This is a genomic window from Candidatus Microthrix subdominans, assembly GCA_016719385.1.
Lineage (GTDB): Bacteria > Actinomycetota > Acidimicrobiia > Acidimicrobiales > Microtrichaceae > Microthrix > Microthrix subdominans.
The window spans coordinates 273064-290551 of the sequence record JADJZA010000001.1; the positions used below are offsets into that span (position 1 = coordinate 273064).

Annotated in this window: 18 protein-coding genes and 1 pseudogene; 9 read left to right on the forward strand and 10 right to left on the reverse strand. The window is 67.8% G+C overall.

The annotated features are described in order from the left end of the window. The first annotated feature begins 75 nt into the window (after positions 1-75). The 5 genes and pseudogenes from IPN02_01360 to IPN02_01380 all read left to right on the forward strand — a co-directional run bounded on the left by IPN02_01360 (position 76) and on the right by IPN02_01380 (position 3557). A complete protein-coding gene (locus IPN02_01360; protein ID MBK9295528.1) occupies positions 76-480 on the forward strand; it encodes a hypothetical protein in 405 nt (134 codons plus the stop codon). Between the two features lie 57 nt (positions 481-537). Continuing rightward, positions 538-1110 (forward strand): thioredoxin family protein, encoded by a 573-nt coding sequence (locus tag IPN02_01365; protein MBK9295529.1) that lies wholly within the window; start codon positions 538-540, stop codon positions 1108-1110. A 179-nt stretch (positions 1111-1289) separates the two neighbouring features. Then, positions 1290-1946: pseudogene (locus IPN02_01370) on the forward strand (carboxylesterase family protein). A gap of 127 nt (positions 1947-2073) precedes the next feature. Beyond that, positions 2074-2790 carry a carboxylesterase family protein gene (locus IPN02_01375; protein ID MBK9295530.1) on the forward strand — a complete coding sequence of 239 codons (717 nt, stop codon included), beginning with the start codon at positions 2074-2076 and terminating at the stop codon, positions 2788-2790. 32 nt (positions 2791-2822) lie between these two features. Next, positions 2823-3557, forward strand: coding sequence for a sulfite exporter TauE/SafE family protein (locus tag IPN02_01380; GenBank protein ID MBK9295531.1), 735 nt, complete (start codon positions 2823-2825; stop codon positions 3555-3557). A 23-nt stretch (positions 3558-3580) separates the two neighbouring features. On the opposite strand, the gene IPN02_01385 is transcribed toward IPN02_01380, so the two are convergent. After that, entirely contained in the window at positions 3581-4843 is a 1263-nt protein-coding gene (locus tag IPN02_01385; protein MBK9295532.1) for a cytochrome P450, read from the reverse strand. 134 nt (positions 4844-4977) lie between these two features. Between IPN02_01385 and IPN02_01390 the strand changes: the two genes are divergently transcribed. After that, positions 4978-5781 carry a dienelactone hydrolase family protein gene (locus IPN02_01390; protein ID MBK9295533.1) on the forward strand — a complete coding sequence of 268 codons (804 nt, stop codon included), beginning with the start codon at positions 4978-4980 and terminating at the stop codon, positions 5779-5781. Between the two features lie 128 nt (positions 5782-5909). Here IPN02_01390 and IPN02_01395 read toward each other — a convergent pair whose 3' ends face one another. After that, a complete protein-coding gene (locus IPN02_01395) occupies positions 5910-7130 on the reverse strand; it encodes an AI-2E family transporter (protein ID MBK9295534.1) in 1221 nt (406 codons plus the stop codon). Continuing rightward, positions 7123-7482 carry a pyridoxamine 5'-phosphate oxidase family protein gene (locus IPN02_01400; GenBank protein MBK9295535.1) on the reverse strand — a complete coding sequence of 120 codons (360 nt, stop codon included), beginning with the start codon at positions 7480-7482 and terminating at the stop codon, positions 7123-7125. The genes IPN02_01395 and IPN02_01400 overlap by 8 nt, the downstream gene beginning before the upstream one ends. 613 nt (positions 7483-8095) lie before the next feature. Between IPN02_01400 and IPN02_01405 the strand changes: the two genes are divergently transcribed. Both IPN02_01405 and IPN02_01410 read left to right on the forward strand, forming a co-directional pair. After that, on the forward strand, positions 8096-10180 hold the full coding sequence (locus tag IPN02_01405) for a DEAD/DEAH box helicase (GenBank protein ID MBK9295536.1): 2085 nt from the start codon (positions 8096-8098) through the stop codon (positions 10178-10180). Positions 10181-10296: 116 nt separating this feature from the next. After that, a complete protein-coding gene (locus IPN02_01410) occupies positions 10297-12066 on the forward strand; it encodes an alpha-galactosidase (protein MBK9295537.1) in 1770 nt (589 codons plus the stop codon). 125 nt (positions 12067-12191) lie between these two features. Here IPN02_01410 and IPN02_01415 read toward each other — a convergent pair whose 3' ends face one another. From IPN02_01415 to IPN02_01430, 4 genes are all read right to left on the reverse strand, one after another. Then, the gene (locus IPN02_01415) at positions 12192-12554 is read right to left on the reverse strand and encodes a DUF971 domain-containing protein (GenBank protein ID MBK9295538.1); all 363 of its coding nucleotides are present in this window, start codon (positions 12552-12554) and stop codon (positions 12192-12194) included. A 62-nt stretch (positions 12555-12616) separates the two neighbouring features. Then, on the reverse strand, positions 12617-14527 hold the full coding sequence (locus IPN02_01420) for a hypothetical protein (protein ID MBK9295539.1): 1911 nt from the start codon (positions 14525-14527) through the stop codon (positions 12617-12619). A 198-nt stretch (positions 14528-14725) separates the two neighbouring features. After that, positions 14726-15277 carry a hypothetical protein gene (locus IPN02_01425; GenBank protein MBK9295540.1) on the reverse strand — a complete coding sequence of 184 codons (552 nt, stop codon included), beginning with the start codon at positions 15275-15277 and terminating at the stop codon, positions 14726-14728. After that, positions 15277-15450 (reverse strand): hypothetical protein, encoded by a 174-nt coding sequence (locus tag IPN02_01430; GenBank protein ID MBK9295541.1) that lies wholly within the window; start codon positions 15448-15450, stop codon positions 15277-15279. Before IPN02_01430 ends, IPN02_01425 begins: the two co-directional genes overlap by 1 nt. Positions 15451-15689: 239 nt before the next feature. Here IPN02_01430 and IPN02_01435 point away from each other — a divergent pair, with 239 nt between their 5' ends. Then, the gene (locus IPN02_01435) at positions 15690-15911 is read left to right on the forward strand and encodes a hypothetical protein (protein ID MBK9295542.1); all 222 of its coding nucleotides are present in this window, start codon (positions 15690-15692) and stop codon (positions 15909-15911) included. Positions 15912-15977: 66 nt separating this feature from the next. Here IPN02_01435 and IPN02_01440 read toward each other — a convergent pair whose 3' ends face one another. The 3 genes from IPN02_01440 to IPN02_01450 form a co-directional block, all read right to left on the reverse strand. Beyond that, positions 15978-16319: a TfoX/Sxy family protein gene (locus tag IPN02_01440; GenBank protein ID MBK9295543.1), complete on the reverse strand. Its 342-nt coding sequence runs from the start codon at positions 16317-16319 to the stop codon at positions 15978-15980. Positions 16320-16538: 219 nt separating this feature from the next. Next, entirely contained in the window at positions 16539-17063 is a 525-nt protein-coding gene (locus tag IPN02_01445) for a nuclear transport factor 2 family protein (GenBank protein ID MBK9295544.1), read from the reverse strand. A 10-nt stretch (positions 17064-17073) separates the two neighbouring features. Continuing rightward, positions 17074-17484 (reverse strand): PaaI family thioesterase, encoded by a 411-nt coding sequence (locus IPN02_01450; protein ID MBK9295545.1) that lies wholly within the window; start codon positions 17482-17484, stop codon positions 17074-17076. Positions 17485-17488 lie beyond the last annotated feature (4 nt).

Sequence of the window (17488 nt, forward strand, 5' to 3'; positions counted from 1 at the left end):
GGCACGCGCGGCCCGAACAGGTCTGCCGGGGGCGGGCGGTAGGATTTCGCCACATCATCTCCTGGGGAGGGCTTCATGGTTGCCACCACGTTCATCACGCCGAGCGGAAGCTCGGTGGTCGATGCTGCCTGGGATGGTGACTCGCTGCAGCTCAAGGTCGCCGCTCTGGCCGACGCCACCGGATGGACGTTGAAGGAGGAGGGGTTGTGTCGCGGTGACCTGTGCGTGCCCGACAGCGTCGGGCTCGGGACCGAGGGCTCCGTCGACGTCACTGCGTTGGCTGTTGCGCTCGACGCACCGATCATCGTCGACCCGGAGGTTCCGGCGGTTGTGCTGGGTGAGCGGCGATCCCAGCGGGCACTGGCGCTGATGCACGCGCAGCTGCCGCCCTTCGAGCTGCCCGACCTGGATGGCGATCCGATGCCGTCGTCAACATGGGCCAACAAGAAGAAGGTGCTGGTGGTCTTCGCCAGCTGGTGAGGCTGTCGCTACGACCTGCCAGGTTGGCAGGCACTGCAGAATGAACTGGGCGATGCCGTGGCCTTCATCGCCGTGGCCTTCGACGACTCAGCCGCCGACGTCGAGCCCTTCGCCGAGGGCATCGACTTGCCGGTGTTGTTGGATCGCCATCATGTGCTCAGCGAGACGCTGGCGGTCTCCAACGTGCCGACCGTCGTGTGGGTTGACGAGGCCGACCGCATCGTCGTGCCCAACTGGGTGGCCTTCTCCAACGATCTGTTCACCGAGTTTCACGGGCTGGAGTCCGGCCCGGCGCTCGATGCGATCCGTACCTGGGTGCGAAGCGACGTGGTGCCCGCCGAGCTGGCGGTCGACCCGTCGGTGATCGGCGATCTCAGCGAGGACGAGGAGTCGGCCCGGTTGTGGTTTCGCCTGGCCGTCGAGCTGCGACGCAACGGCGACGACGAGGCGGCCGGGCGGTTGTTCGCCCGGGCCGGTGAGTTGGCCCCGCTGGACTTCACCATTCGCCGGGCCGCCATGCCGCTGGTGAACGATGACCCGTTTGGTGGCTCGTTCTTCGAGCTGTACGGCGAGTGGGAGGCGGCCGGGCGCCCCTATCACGGCATCGGTTCCGGGCCGACGGCCTCCTGAACGGTGGCGGGTGGAACCACCACCGGCCGGGAAGCCTGGACAGCACCGAACTTCTGAACAGGTCGAACAGAGCCGCCCTACGCCGGCTGTACTGCAGCACAGCCATGTCGTGGCACACTTGCCACCTGGGCCGCTCGCAGCACCGGGCGGCCGCTCGACACGATTCCGGGGAGCGTTCGATGACCGAGGTCAGCACCACACAGGGCGCACTGCGCGGCACCGCCACCGATCACGGGTGGAAGTTCTTGGGCGTCCCCTATGCGGCCCCGCCGGTGGGCGAACTGCGGTTTCGACCGCCGGCTGCGCCAGCGACGTGGGAAGGCGTTCGCGTCGCCGATTCGTTCGGTCCGATCGCTCCTCAGAACCCGTCGATGATGGATGCGATCACCGGCGCAGAGCCGGAGACCCCGGGCGAAGATTGCTTGTACCTCAACGTGTGGACCCCGAACACCGAGGGAAGTCGACCGGTGATGGTGTGGATCCACGGCGGCGGGTTTCAGATCGGTTCGGGCTCCTCGCCCATCTACGACGGCGAGGCGTTCGCCCGTGACGGAGTGGTCCTGGTCAGCCTCAACTACCGCCTGGGCGAGCTGGGCTTCATGGAGCTGGGTGCCATCGACCCCGACTATGCCGGGAGCGGCAACAACGGCCTGCGCGATCAGATCTGTGCCCTCGAGTGGGTGCGCGACAACATCGCCGTCTTCGGTGGCGACCCGGGCAACGTCACCGTGTTCGGCGAGTCGGCGGGCTCGATGTCGGTCAGCCTGCTGCTGGCCTCCGACGCTGCCACCGGGTTGTTCCGCCGGGCGATCTGCGAGTCGGGCGGCGTCAACGCCGCCTCCACCGCCGAGGCGGCCGAGACCCCTGGCCGCCCAGTACCTGGCCGAGTCCGGGGCGGACGACGTCGCCGGGCTGCTCGCCCTCCCGGTCGAGGACCTGATGGCGGTGCAGTCCAAGGTGTTGATGGAGCGCTTCGCCGATGTCGAGGCGACGATCGAGGCCGGCGGCGACCCACTGACGTTTCTGCCGTTCCGCCCCGTAACCGACGGGGGGCTCGTGCCTCTCGACCCCTTGGCCGCCATTGCGTCGGGCAGCGCCCCCGGAGTCGACGTGTTGGTGGGCTACAACGCCGATGAGTGGAAGTTGTTCGCGCTGATGGACGCCTCCCCGATCGACGACGAGACGCTGGTTCGACGCCTGGACATGGTCAGCGGCAACGGTGCGGCTCTAGCCGACGCCTATCGCACGATGGGCGGGGATGCACCGGCCAAGGACCTCCTCAACAACGCGTTCACCGACCTGTTGTTCCGTCGTCCTGCCGCCAAGTTGCTGCATGCGCAGACGTCGCACGGTGCCACGTACGCCTACAGGTTCTCCTGGCAGAGCCCGTCGATGGGCGGCATGTTGGGTGCAGCGCATGCCATGGAACTGCCCTTTGTGTTCGACCTGGCCCACATGCCCGGCATCGAGGTGCTCGTCGGGCCCGATGCGCCTCAGGTGCTGGCTGATTCGGTGCACGGCGCCTGGGTGGCCTTTGCCACCGAAGGGACCCCGTCGTTGCCCGGCGGCCCGCAGTGGGAGCGATGGACCCACGACGCCTACAACGCCATCGACCTGGACGAGCACTGCCGGCCGATTCTCGACGCACACGACACGGTGGACGCCGCTTGGGAAGCGTGATCCGCCCCTTCCGCCCGCCGAGCGGTTAGGCCATGCCCAGCGCCGCCGGGTTTGTGGTGCTGGTCCTCGGCGTCGGGCTGGGTGCCACGCTCAACGCCGCCGCCGGTTTCGGGTTCTCGCTGCTGACCGTCCCGCTGATGGCGCTGGCGGTCGGACCCAAGGAAGCAGTGGTGCTGTCGGCGGTGATGAGCGTCGGCAGTACCGGAGCGGTCGCCTGGAAAAGCCGAAGCAGCGTCGAAGCGCCGGTGGCCTACCGGTTGTTGGGCGGCGCGTTGTTGGGCATGCCGGTCGGGATCGTCGTGCTCAGCCGGATGGCCCCTGAGCCGCTGCAGATCCTGATTGCGTTGGCGGTGCTCGCCTCGGCCGGGGTGCTCACCCTCGGGATTCGGTTGCGAAGGCCCAACGGATCGCTCGATGTCGGGGTCGGCTTCGTGTCCGGGATGTTCAAGACGTCTGTGGGTGTCAGCGGTCCCCCGATCGTGATCCTGTTGCAGGGCCGTGGGTTGGCCAAGAACGCGTTTCGGGCCACCTCGTCCACGGTGATCGTCGCGGTCAACCTGACCTCGCTCGTGCTGTTCGGGGTGGCGGGCCAGATCGATCGGGTGGTGCTGATCGCGGCGGTGGTCAGCCTGCCCGCCCTCCCGGTGGGGTTCTGGCTGGGCAACCGACTCCACGAGCGCGTCCCGGAGGAACGCTTTCGGTCGCTCGTGCTGGTCATGGTGGTTCTCAGCGCCGGCCTGGCGCTCTACGGAGCGCTGCTGGGTTAGACACCCGCTTGCTGCCGGGGCGGTTACCGCAGTGCGAACCCCAGGCGGAAGGACCGGACGGCTCGGGCGAACATGTTGGCTTCGACGTCGGGTTCGCTCAGCGGCGTCAGGTCACGGATCCGGCGCGTGAGCTCCTCGAAGAGGATCGTCAGCTCGTAGCGGGCCAGGTTCGCCCCGACGCAGAAGTGGGTGCCTTGCCCGAAGCCCAGGTGCGGGTTGGGCGAGCGGGTGATGTCGAAGCGGGTGGGATCGTTGAAGACCCTCGGGTCGCGGTTGGCCGCCGGGTACAAGAGGATCAGGCGGTCGCCGGTGGCGAGGTCGGTGCCCGCCAGCGTGGTGTCGCAGTCGACGGTTCGGAAGAAGTTGTTGAGGGGTGTCACGAACCGGATCACCTCTTCGACTGCGGTCGGGATGGCCTCCGGATGCGCGGCGAGATACTCCCACTGTTCCGGGTGGTCGCAGAACGCCCGCAGCCCGTGAGCGATGGCGGTGCGGGTGGTCTCGGCGCCCCCGGCGATGAACAGCCCCACCTCATGGTAGAGACGGGTCGGATCGTAGGTAAACCCGTCGACGTCGGCGTTGGCCCAGACCGACACCAGGTCGTCGGCCGGTTCGGCCCGGCGTTGCTCGGCCAACGGCTGCAACACGCCGTTGAAGGCGACGACGGCGTTGAACAGGCCGAGTGCCGCGTGCTGGTCCCGCTCGACTTCGTCGATTCGCATCAGCGCCTCGGACCACTCCTTGATGTCGCGCCACGACTCCTCGGGGAAGCCAAGCAGCCGGGCGGTCAGCCGGCAGGGCAGCTGGGAGGCCAGCTCGTCGATGACCTCCATCTCGCCACGACCGGTCGCCGTGTCAGCGTCGGTGGCGGCGTCGAGCAGTTCGCCGATCGCGGCGCGCAGCCAGGTTTCGTGGGTGCGCACCGCCCGCGGGGTGAAGCGCCCCGACACCAGGCGCCGCTGGCGCAGGTGCTCGGGATCGTCGAGGGCGATCATGTTGTTCTCGTCCGCGGACGGCAGGGACCGGTACCCGGGTCCTGAGGTGAAGTCGGCGCTGCGCCGCTCCGCCTCGCGCAGGTGGGCGTGCTGGGTCACGGCCCACAGACCGTTGCGATCGCGGGCGAGCGTGTCGCCGGCGAGCAGCTCGGCCCACAGCTCCTGCGGGTTGCCGCGGTACAGCTCCGGGTCGAGCAGGTCGAGCCCGGTGGGCTGGGCCGTGCTCGGCTGGGCGTCCGCTGGCGGGGTCGTGGGGGACGCAGTTGTGGCGGATCCGGTCTTCGAAGTCATGGCCCTCCCCGGCCGTGGCGAACGATGCCTCGGGGCAAGGCGTGCCCCCGGGCCGACAACTTGACCGTGCGGTCAAGTGGCGGTGGAGAGCCTACAGCGGGCGATCGGTCCGCACCGGCTGTCAGACTGGGGAGATGGCTGCCGACGATCCGCTGGACGACTTCGAGCTGGGCTCGCACAGCGGCGGCGGGTTTACACGCGAGGTGTACCGCAGCGGGGAGGGGCCCAACTGCATCGTTATGGCCGAGATCCCGGGGATCACCCCAGCGGTGGCCGACTTCGCCCGCCGGGTGCGGACGCTGGGCTGCTCGGTCACGCTGCCGGTGCTGTTCGGTGAGCCGGGTCGCTCGATCAGCCCCAGCTACATCGCTCGGTCGATCACCAAGGCGTGCGTGGCCTCGGAGTTTGCCGCCTTCGCCACCAACTCGACCGCTCCGATCTCCACCTGGTTGCGGTCACTGGCCAACGCCGAGCACGAACGCTGCGGTGGTCCCGGTGTCGGTGCGGTTGGCATGTGCTTCACCGGCGGGTTCGCGCTGGGGATGATGACCGAGCCCAGCGTCGTCGCACCGGTGCTCAGCCAGCCGTCGCTGCCGATCGGGCCAGGTAAGCGGCGCAGCTCCAGCGTCCACCTGTCACCGGTCGACCGCGCTGCGGTCGAGGCTCGGGCCGCCGCCGGCGTGTGCGTGATCGGGGCCCGCTTCTCCGACGATCCGCTGTCGCCGGCCCGCCGGTTCGCTGCGTTGGAGGATCTGCTCGGCGAAAACTTCATCGGCATCGAGATCGACTCGTCGAAGAACAATCCTCATGGCAACCGTCGGCTGGCGCACTCGGTGCTGACCGAGGACCTCGTCGACGAACCGGGCCACCCCACCAGGGTCGCCCTCGATCAGGTGCTGGAGTTTCTCGCCGATCGGCTGCTCCCAGACGCCGGATAGCGCAGCCCACTCGGAGCCGAAGCCGCGCCTCGCAAAGTTCGCCGACCGGTGGCCTCAACGCCGGGGCGAAGCATGATGCGCAGCGCATCGCAGCGCATCGCGTCGCATCAACGTCGGCAAGCCCGTCGTCAGTCAGGGTCGCTTTCCGGGTCTCCATCGGCCGGCTCGTGGTCTGCCGCTGGCAGGGCGGCCAGGCCGGCTTCGGCAACACCTGGACCGCCCAGCGGGTCCGACGGTGCGTCGCCTCGGGTGTCATCGCTCAACAGACCCGCCTCTGAGCGAAGGCGCAGCTCGTTGCCGACCGCCGACAGCACTGCGGCGGCCGGGACGGACAGAAACGCCCCAACGATGCCCAGCATCGCCGAGCCGGTGGCGAGGGCGACCAGGATGACGATCGGGTGCAAGGACACCGCCCGCCGCATGATCACCGGCTGGAGGATGTGGCCCTCCAGTTGCTGCACGGCCACGACGGCTCCGAGTACCAGGAGCGCCGTGACCACCCCGCCGTCGGCGAGCGCCACGAGCACGGCGATGAGCCCGGCGATCGAGGCGCCGATCACCGGAAGGAAGCCCCCGAGAAACACCAGAAGGGTCAGGGGGATCACCAGCGGTACACCCAGGATGAGCAACGCCAACCCGATCCCGAGAGCGTCGATCAACGCGATGGTGGCGGTGCCCCGCACGTAGCCCGACAGCGCGGTCCAGGCGCGCGCCGCCAGCGCTGCGGCCGTCGGCCGGTAGCTCGCCGGGAGTCGCTCCTCTCCCCAGCTCATGAGGTCTTCGGCGTCTTTGGTGACGAAGAACAAGACCACGACCAGCAACGCCAAACCGGCGAGGAACTCGAAGGCGGTCGAGGCGCCCTTGACCACGCCATTGACCACGCCGGTGTTGCCCGAGCTCAGCGAGTCGCCCAGGCTCTTGCCAAAGTCCGTCAGCTCGGCACGGTCGTAACCGATCGGCCCCTCCTCGACCCAGTCGAGCACCGACTCGTAGCCGTCCTCCATCTTCGGGCCCAGGTCCCCGAGCTGGTTGGCGAAGCTCGGCGCCAGAGCCACGGCTCCGAGCACCAGGAGGATGATCGAACCGAGCACGACGGTGGTGGCGGCCAGGCTGGGCTTCATGCCGCGTCGCACCAGGGCATCCCGGGGCGGCATCGTCAGGGTCGACAGCACAGCGACGATCATCAACGGAAGCGTGACCACTAGAAAGTGGGTGACCATCCAGTACGTGGCGATCAGGAGGAGCAGGAGCAGGCCGAGCTGCCAGGCCCACGCCGAGGACCGCCGGAGCCAACGAGGGGTGAGGTGTTCGGTGCCGGCGGCGTTCGACCCCGTGCGCCCCTCAGTCATGGGTGAGGGGCTCGCAGTCAACGGTGCAGTCGGGGTTGGACGCAGGGCGGTGCCGGATGGCTCCGGTAGGCGTCACCCGGAGGACATCGCCGTCGAGGGTGGCGTCGCCGTCGAGGATCAGGCTGAACTCGCCCTCCTCCGGGGCGGGCCACAGCAGGCTGACCATCGGTCGAACGCTTGCGTTTGCACCTGTCTTGCGCCCGGCGCCGCAGGTGAGCATGCCCCCTGCCAGCTCGACGGTGACGTGGCTGATGTGGGGCCGCAGGTCATCGCTGGTGGTCATGAGGAAGGCGTGCGACCCGTAACGACGCAGTGCAGCGTCCAGTTCGTCGAGGTCTACGGGGTGGCTCATGGGTCGCACGCTACCGGAGCGCAACAATCCGGGCTCGTAGCGGGCCGGCTGGGCCGAGTACAATAGATGCTCTCGCGAATAGGGCCATCCGTCGCCGTTGGGGCGATGCTGCTGCTCGTCGCCACGTATGGAGTGAGTTGTGTCGAACGATCCTGTGACCCCCGAAACCGCCGGGCCCGATGAGGCCGTCGATGAACAAGTATCGAACCCGGCACCCGCGGCTTCCGCGCCTCCGGCGCCGACTGCGCCGGCCGAGTCCGTGCAACGCCAGCTTGTGTTGACCTCCGATCCCAACCCTGAGCCCGAGCCGGTAGCTGCTGTCGCCGAGCCGGCTGCCGCCGAGCCGATTGCCGCCGAGCCCGAGCCCGAGCCGGTTGCCGCCGAGCCGATTGCTGTCGAGCCGGTTGCTGTCGGGCCGGTTGTTGTCGAACCTGTGCCAGCCATTGCTGAGCCTGCGGGTTCCGAGCCCGTGCCAGTGGCTGTCGAGCCTGAGCCGAAGCCCGCTGCTGTTGCTCCGGAGCCGGTGGTTGATGATCCCGAGCCTGAGCCAGTGCCCGCTGCTGTCGAGCCTGAGCCGGCGCCAGCACCGGTCGATCCCGAGCCCGTTACTGCGATTGAGCCGGTTGCTGTTGAGGTTGAGCCTGAGCCGGAGCCCGCTGCTGTTGAGCCTGAGCCTGCTCCGAAGGCTGCCGAGCCCACCCCGAGCGGTTTCGAGGCCCTTGAGCTGCGGCCCGAGCTGCTGAAGGCACTGGCCGACCTGGGCTACGAGGAGCCCACGCCGATTCAGGCCGAGGCGATTCCACCGATGCTGGCCGGGAGTGATCTGATCGGTCAGGCGGCCACCGGCACCGGCAAGACCGCAGCGTTCGCGCTGCCGATCCTCAGCCGCATCGACCTGGATGCAGCGGCCCGCAAGACGCCCCAGGCGTTGGTGCTGTGCCCCACCCGTGAGCTGGCCGTGCAAGTGTCGGAAGCGATCTACAAGTACGGCCGAGGGCTGGGCGTGCGGGTGCTGCCGGTCTACGGCGGCCAACCGATCGGGCGGCAGCTGTCGCGTCTGCGCGGGGGCGTCGACGTCGTCGTCGCCACGCCGGGCCGGGCTGTCGACCACCTCCATCGGGGCTCGCTGGCGCTGAACGACCTGAAGATGGTCGTGCTCGACGAGGCGGACGAGATGCTCGACATGGGCTTCGCCGACGACCTCGACGAGCTGCTCGAAGGCAGTGCCGGCAGCCGCCAGACCGTGCTGTTCTCGGCCACGGTTCCCGCCCGCATTAAGGGCCTGGCCGGCCGCCACCTCAGCAACCCGGTGCGGATCAGCATCGGCGATGCTGCCCCGTCCGAGAGCGGCGCTCCGTTGGTCTCCCAGCGGGTCTACGTCGTGCACCGTGCGCACAAGGCGGCGGCGCTCGGACGCATCCTCGATGTCGAGTCGCCCGATGCCGCCCTGGTGTTCTGCCGCACCCGGGTGGAGGTCGACCAGCTGACCGAAACGATGAACGGGCGCGGCTACCGGGCCGAGGCCCTGCACGGCGGCATGAACCAGGAGGAGCGCGATCGGGTGATGGGTCGGCTCCGAGGCGGGGTGGCCGACCTGCTGGTCGCCACCGACGTCGCCGCTCGCGGGTTGGACGTCGACCACTTGACCCACGTGGTCAACTACGACGTGCCGTCGGCCCCCGAGACCTACGTGCACCGGATCGGCCGGGTGGGGCGCGCCGGCCGCGAGGGCGTGGCGATCACGCTGTCCGAGCCCCGCGAGCGTCGCCAGCTCGACAACATCGAGCGCCTCACCGGTCGCCGCATGGAGGTGGCCAAGGTTCCCAGCGCCGCCCAGCGGCGTTCCCGGAAGCTTGAGCAGCTGGCCGCAACATTGCGCTCCACCCTGGAGAACGCCGGGGTGGAATCGGCGCTTGAGGGCAGTGAGCTGGACACGCCAGAGCTGGAGCGGTTTGTGCCGGTGGTCGAAGCGCTCGCCGACGACTACTCGGAGCGTCTGGTGCTGCTCGCTGCGCTCAAGCTGGTGCAGGAAGTGAGCGGCGTCGTCGACGACGACCAGGAGATCCCCGACGTGTCGGCGCGAGGCGACAAGCGGAGCAAGGGCCGCAACCAGCGCGACGGTGCTCCTCGTGGTCGGGAGCGGGATTCTGGGGAGCGCGGGCCCCGCGGGCCCCGGTCCGAAGAGCGCGAGAGCCGAGGTGGTCCTCGAGGTCGCGATGATCGCGGTTCCAGCCGGGGTGCTCCAGCGGGCGACATGGCCCGAATCTTTGTTGGCGTTGGCAAGAACCACGGTGTGCGCCCCGGTGACTTGGTGGGAGCGATTGCCAACGAAACCCGGGTCGATGGCCCCGATATCGGCAAGATCAACGTGGCGCCCAACTTCACGATCGTGGAGGTGCCCGACCGCAACGCTCGCGAGGTGATCACCGCGCTGCGAGCCACCACCATTCGGGGCGAGACCCCGACGGTGCGCTTCGATAAGGCCGGCTCCGACGAGTGGGAGGATCGTCGCGGGAGCGACCGCGGCGACCGTCCGGATCGTGGCGGGTATCAGGGGCGCGACGACCGGGGTTCCGGTCGAGGCGATCGAGGCGGCTACCAGGGGCGCGACGATCGGGGTTCCGGCCGTGGCGATCGAGGCGGCTACCAGGGACGGGACGATCGGGGCGGCAAGCCCCGTTCGCGACGAGACGGCTGAGACGCACCCAACCGGGCTGACACTCGGGTTTCCGTGAGGTTCGTCTGAAGCGACGCTTCTCGACGCGCATCGCTATCGTCGTGCGCTCCGTTGGATACCGAGGGGGGAACGCCGGGATGGCCATTGTGAACGAGCGTTGGTTGGAGGGCGCCCGCGTAGTGGTTCGACGCCCCGGGGTCGCCGAATCGGCAGCAGCGTTGGACGGCGATTCGATCGCTCTGGGTGGCGTTGTGATCCGCTGCGACGCTACTGCCGATGGCTGGACCTGGTCGGTGCACAACCCCGGGTCGGAGCCCGTCGAGCTCGATGCAGTCGCCGTCGACATCGAGCTTGGGCGCGCCGGCGAAGACGTCAGCGTGTTTTGTCACGGTTACCAGTCGTGGCTGCCGTCGCGAGGCCAACGCCTCGGCGTCGACTGCGACGACACCAACGCGCCCGACAGCACCGAGTACGTTCGTCCCTCGTTCCACGCCGATCCCGGTGTGGCCCCCGAGGGGTGGCTGCGCTCGGAGCAGGTGGTGGTTGCCGATCTCGGTCAGGGTGAGCCGCTGGTTCAGCTCGGGTTTCTGGGCGGAACCACGCACGAGGGCACCTTCTGGTTGTACCGAGAGGGTGGCACGGTTCGCCTGCGGGCCGAGGCCTGGCTCGGGGGTGTGCAGCTACCGGGCGGGTCCACCCGAACCCTCCATCCGGTCGCCACGGCCAGCGGCGTCGACGCTCACCGGTTGCTGGCCGGCTGGGCCGACCGGGTCGGCGCTGCGGAGGGGGCCCTCACCAGCGGTGCATACACGGTGGGCTGGTGCTCCTGGTACCACTACTTCGAGCGGGTGACCGAGGACGACATCGCCTCCAACCTGGCAGCGGCGACAGAGGGTGGCTGGCCCTTCGACGTGTTTCAGGTCGACGACGGCTTTCAGGCCCACATCGGCGACTGGCTGACCACCAACGACAGCTTTCCGTCCGGGTTGGCGCCGCTGGCGACCTCGATCGCTGCAGCGGGCTTCACCCCGGGAATTTGGATCGCCCCGTTCCTAGCCCATCCTGACTCGCAGCTGGCCAAGGACCACCCCGACTGGGTGCCCCGCCACGCCGATGGCAACCCACTGGTCGGCATGTTCAACCCAATTTGGGACGGCATGGTGTGGCAGCTCGACGTGACCATGCCCGAGGTGCTGGAGCACCTGGAGTCGGTCGCCGCCGAACTGGTGCGCCTCGGCTTTACCTACCTGAAGCTCGACTTCACCTTCAGTTCGACGTTTCGCGGTGCGTATTTCGACCCCACCAAGACGCCTGCCGAGCGGGTGCGGATGGGCTACGACGCCATCCGTCGTGGCGCCGGTGACGATGCCTACATCCTTGGTTGTGGGGCGCCGTTGGCCTCCACGGTGGGCTTGGTCGACGCCATGCGCATCGGGTCCGACGTCGCCCCGTACTGGTTGCCAAGGGATCCGGAGCCGGGCACCGAGTACCAGGCGCCGTCGGTGCGCAACGCCTACATCAACACGGTAAGCCGCACCTGGCAACACCGCCGGCTGTGGCAGAACGACCCCGACTGCCTGATGTTGCGCCATTCCGAGACCGACCTGACCGACGTGGAGATCGCCACGTGGTCCGCAGCGGTGGCCGTGTCGGGAGGTCTGGCGCTGGTGTCGGACGACCTGGCGTTGCTCGGCGAACGGGAGCGGGCGCTGCTCGACCGCGTGATCGAGGTTGGACGTGCGGCGGACGCGGCGTCGCTCGGGCCGGATGAGCCGAGATGCGACGATCTGATGCGTCCCGGCGGCCCCACCTCGATCTCCGGCGGTGGGGCGTCGATGACCGCCGACCCCGAGCGGCCCGTGCCATCCTTCGGCGGCACGGCGACTGGCTTCGGTACCGACTCATGACCTGCCTCCCGTCGTAACGACACCCATGCCGGAACCGGGTGGGTTTACTTTCTACAGGTGGAAGCAAATGCACCCAGCTGGACCTTGGGGGCGATGACTTCACCAACGTGAGGCCAATTGATACGTCAGCCCTCGCGAGAGCCGCCGAGGCCGGAATCCGGCAGGTAGCTGGCTTCGCCGTCGTACCAGCGGCGTAGCGAGGTGAAGGGATAGATGCCCGCCGAGTGGCCGTCGTTCCAGGTGAAGGTCAGCGCCCAAGCGCCATGCAGCGCCGCATCGGTGATCTCCAACGGCATCTGGCTGCCGGGTACCGGCCACACGGGCAGGCCCTGGTCGCGCCGGCTGCGACACCCGGCGCAGGGGCATGCGCGGCGCAGGTCCTCCAGTTCGAACACCGCAACCTCTCCGTCGCCGAACGTGAGCGTGACCGACTCGGTCTTGTCCACCTCGATGTTGTCGACTGCGGACGCGGCGTCGGGGTTGGTCATGTCCCCAGCCTCTCGCGGAACGCCCGCCGTAGCGAGACCACGGGCGTCGGCGGTACCGAAAGTCAGTGCCGTTCACCCGGGGGGCTGACGCCACCCAACATGGCGGCCGTCCGGTTGTAACGGAATCGGCCGGAGCCGTCGGCGTTCAGCCAGGCTCGGACGGTGGTGGCCTTGTTTGTCATCGACGCCTTGGACACGGTGGGGAATGCGTCGACCAGTTGCTGCGGCGCGAGTTTTTCGTCGAAGCCAAATATCCTGCCTGTGGAGTCGAAGGCGCTATGAACCTGCGCCACTGCGTAGGTGATCGAAGCCGCCCACACGTCGGGCCGACCTCGCAGGAAGGGTTGGGTGTGGCGTTCGGCCAGATCGGCGAGCATCCGTCGTGCCGACGTGAGGTGGTCGGGTGAGAACAGGTCGTCCAGCACAGGTTCGGCCATCGCCAGCACGGACTCGCAGTGGGGCACCGCTTTCGCGGGCACCAGGTCCCACATCATCTCGGCAGCGCCGTCAGCTGGCCACGGCTCGGCTGTCGCCCCCACCTGCACGGGGTCCCAGGTGGCGAGGAGTTCCCTGACGGATATGGGGTCCTCCAGGTCGATGCCCATCTCCACGGCCAGGCGGATCAGGTCGACCATCGGGGTGATGGCATCTTGGGCGTCGGGATCGATGGCGCACTCGTAGTGCTGATCGAACACCTCCAGGGCCTCGACGGTGACCGACTCGGGCCACCCCTTCAACCGGTGGCAATAGGCGATCCACTCGGTCAGGACCGGCTCGAGTAACTCGTCGGTGTCCGGATCGGACATGACCTTCACGCCATAGAAATGGAGAAAGCCCTCCACCACCATGGGCGACCAGCGATGGATGTCGCCTCCGGCGTAGCCCTCCGAGTAGTCGATGAACAGCTCGCAGAACTCGCCGATCTGCTGGGATGAACCTGGGTCGTCCTCCAGCCCGAGCGTCGCTGCCACACCGTCGGCGTTGAGGAACTCAAGGATGAGTTGCTCGCGTTGGTCATGGGAGGCCTCGATCGGATCGGGCGGTGCAACCGATGGCTGTCCAGAGAGGATCTGGCGCGCAAGTGGAACGAACAGGTACGAGTCGTCGGACACCGGCGCGTCGATCATCATCTCGGTGAGGTCGATGGCGTGGCTGATACGGCCGGCGGCCTCAGCGGGTTCAAGAGGCTCGAGGTGGCGGATCACGTCGGCTCGGCATGGCGGTTCGTCAGGCCCAACCGGCCATGGAGTACCGGGTGTAAACACCCTCCGGTACTCGTCGATCGTCGTCACGACGAACTCCTGGACGAAGGGCCCGTCCTGCACGACGATGCTGGCAAACAGCACCTGGTTTTCCCAGTTGCCGGGCCAGCTCAGCTCCAGCCCGATGGTGTCGAGATCGCCGAGGTCATCCCATCCGCGCCAACCACCGACCGATGTGGCGTTCCAGACGGCGTCGGCCCACTGCGGTGCCCCGATCTTGGATTCCAGCAGGTTCACGCGACGCAACAGGTCCGATTGGGCGCCCGGGGCGCAAAAGGGAAGCATCGGCCTGATGCAGTCGACATAGCGGGCCTCGGGGCGGAACTGTTGGCTTTCGGCCAAAGCCAGGACCGCCGAGGTCAACATCGCCTCGGCGTCCTCCGTCGGTGCCATTCCGGTCAACTCGCTCGGTCGCGACGACGCTGGGCCACCGGGCATGGGTTCGTCGTCGGCGATCGACCGGGTCAGCCCGACCAGCTCACAGGCAAGGCGTTCGACCTCCGCCGGGTGGTCGTCACGGGAGGGGATGAGGTGGTTGGCCAACGGATCGAACAGGCCGGTGATCGGCGGGGGTGCATCGAAGCGGCCACCTACCCCACCGATCGACGGGACTCCCGACACCTCGGTGGTACCTGGTCGAAAGCGCGCGGCGTCACCTCTGGGGGTGACGCGACCGCCGCCTTTGCGTTGACCCTTGCGTCGGCGAGACATGACCCCAGTCTGTCAGCCGACGCCCGACCTGGGTCGACTTACCAAATCGGAGCGTGTATCGCCTCGCGGCTAATTGGCGTTGCCTGGAGTTGTCGCCAGGTGCCGGTCGGCTGTCAGCAGGGGCGCCCTGAGCGACTCGGCGAGCGCGACGGCGAGCCGCACGCCTCGATCGATCGGAGACCAAGCCAGATGCGCGGTCTACTCTGCGAGACGTCGGGCCTGTTGGAGGAGGTTCTCGACCCCTAAGTCCGGCGCCCAGCGGTCCATGTAATCATGGTCCAGCGCCGGACCCTGCGTCTCGAGCACGGCCACGACATCGGCCAATTGCCGGTCGGATCCACCCATCCGCATCCACTCCAGCTTGCTCAGAATCGTGTCCTCGGCGGTGGCGACGTACAGGTCGACCTCGCCGATTCGGGCGTGCTGGCGTCGACCGAGCTCCACCTCGCTGAATCGACGCGCTTTGCGGATGATCAGATCCACCTTCCAGCCCCCGGTGGTGTCGATCACGTTGAACATGTCGCGGTCGGCAACGGCCTGCTGGGCGTTGCCGACATAGAACCGCGTGGGATCGAACTGATTGACGAGGAGCTTGACCGCCACATGATCCGTTTCGATCACGATGTCGATGTCCCGGGTCATTCGGGGTTCAGCGTGATGGGTGCTGGCTATCGAGCCGGTCACCATGTAGGTGACCCCGGCGGCATCGAGGGCAGCGATGACCTCGGCGAGAAAGCCGAACTGGCTCATCATCGGGTCGTCAGGCGTTCCACGAACTCTCTGCCGTGAAGCAGCTGCAACCATTCGAGTCTCACCTGCTCGTCGCTCAACTCCGGCCGCCTTGCCCGGATCCCCGACATCGAAATCTCCCTGGCCTCGTCGGCCATAGCTAGTGCCGCCAGCACCCGCTGTTCGCCGGTCATGGCTTGAAACACCGCCCGTTGGACGGCGTGAGCCTCTGAAGACGTATCGAGCGATCGCACACCCTCAAGGTACCCGGCCCGGAGCCGGGCATCGGGCAGCGACACCCTCCGGTGGGGGACGAACGAAACCGGCTATCGAGCGGGAAGGGTGCGGGCGAACTCAGCCTCCGATTGACACCTTCCACCCTTGTGTGTCTGGCCTGCCGATATGTGGGTAAGTTCGCAACGGGAGGGTGCCGATGAAACTTGGCGTTTTGTGGTTCTTGTTGATTTCGTCGGCTGTGTTGTCGGTCGTGGCCGCCATCCTCTTCCTGGTCCACCCGATGGAGGGCGACGGTGTCATCCAAATTGTCAAATGGGGGTATGACTTCGATGGCGTCGGCGTTACTCCGGGTACCGCCTCCGGACTCTTCGTGCTGAGTTGCTCCGACCGTCATCGGTTGCCCCAACTTCTGAGTTAGCCGTGGTCTCGGTCTGGCTACTACAGCCTGCAGCACAGCCGCCCGGTTCGGCCGTGAATGCGACTATTACGTCGCGCGCTTGGCGGGCAGGCGGCGGGCGAAGGCGACGCCCACCTCGATCCAGAATCTGAGCCGGGCAGTGGCGAGGAGGTGGTCGGCGTCGACGTCGAGCCAACCGGTCATCGGTCGGTTGCGCATCACCACCATGCTGGTGCCGGGCTCGTCGAGGAGTTCGTCGAAGCGGTCCGCTCCGGTTCGCACCATCAGCGCGCCTTTGCTGTTGGCGGCTACCGCCATGTTCCCACTCACTAGAAAGGCCAGCCCACCGAACATCCTGCGTTCGGTGACGCCGACTTCGTCGCCGAGCAGCGCTCGAATCCGGTCAGCGAGGTGCACGTCGTAGGTCATGGAGCACAAGGTACCGGGACGAGAATTTGATGCAGAGCGAATATTGACGGCACTTGGCCGGGAGCCGCCACAAGGCCCTAGCGAGTGTCCTCGGCGCTTGAGCTGAGCGGCTCCGGCAGCGAACTCTGCCGCTATCGCGTCGTAGAGCGCGCGATAGCGACAGAGTTCCCTGGGCGCGCATTGGACCAAAGCGGTGGAGGAGGAACCGTCACGAGAGGTTCACGAAGCCGCCGCGTCGTTCGACCAGAACTCCCGCCAGGTGTCCCAGGCCTCCGGTCGGGTGCCCAGACCGTCGTGGTTCTTCGGCCAGTCGGCAGGCGGCAGCGTTAGCGGGTTCACTCCCACCTCGGCGCCGTAGAACAGCTCGTGGATCCGACGCACGAAGTACCAGCGGCCGTCCCGTCGCTCGTAGGTGTCGCTGTAGAGGATGGCCTGGTGGATCCAGCGGTCGCCGTCCTGGATCTCGGCCTTGCAGTACACCTGGCCGGCGGCATGGTCGGCGTCGACCACGTCGACCAGCTGAGTGCCGACGAACAGAAACGAGCGGCCGATGCCTCGCAACGCCTGGTCGAAGCTGTCTCGCAGCGTTTCTCGTCCGGTGCCGAGCCGGCCGACGTTGACGTCGTCGACAAACAGCCCGACCAGCGTGTCCAAATCGCGGGCGTCGGTGGCGATCGCATAACGGGCCACCAGATTGCGGATCTCGTCGGTGGCGATCAGGCGCTCGAGCGGAGACGGGTCCATAGCGCCCGGTCTAGTCCTTGGCCCGAGGCAGCACATAGGTGCCCTGGGCGACGGCCGTGGGTCGGTCGGAGCGATCATCCATCCACACCGACACCGAGCCGACCACCGAACGACGGGTGGCGGTGGCCAGGTCGGCTCGTGCCCAGATGCGTTCCCCCTGCGCGGGGCGCAGGAAGCGGATCGACAGCTCGGAGGTGAGCGCCATCGGCTCGATGCGGCCGATCGCCACGAAGGTCACGTACCAGAGGGCCGCATCGGCGATAGCGAATTGGGTCGGGCCAGAGACGTACCCGCCGGGCCGAATCGACAGCTCGCTCAGCTCGGTCGATGCAACGGCGTAGGTGCCGCCCAGTTCGACGCAGTTGGCGCCGGCGCCGGGGAAGTGCTCGGCCAGCATGACGTTGACGTCGTCGGCGTTCATCCGC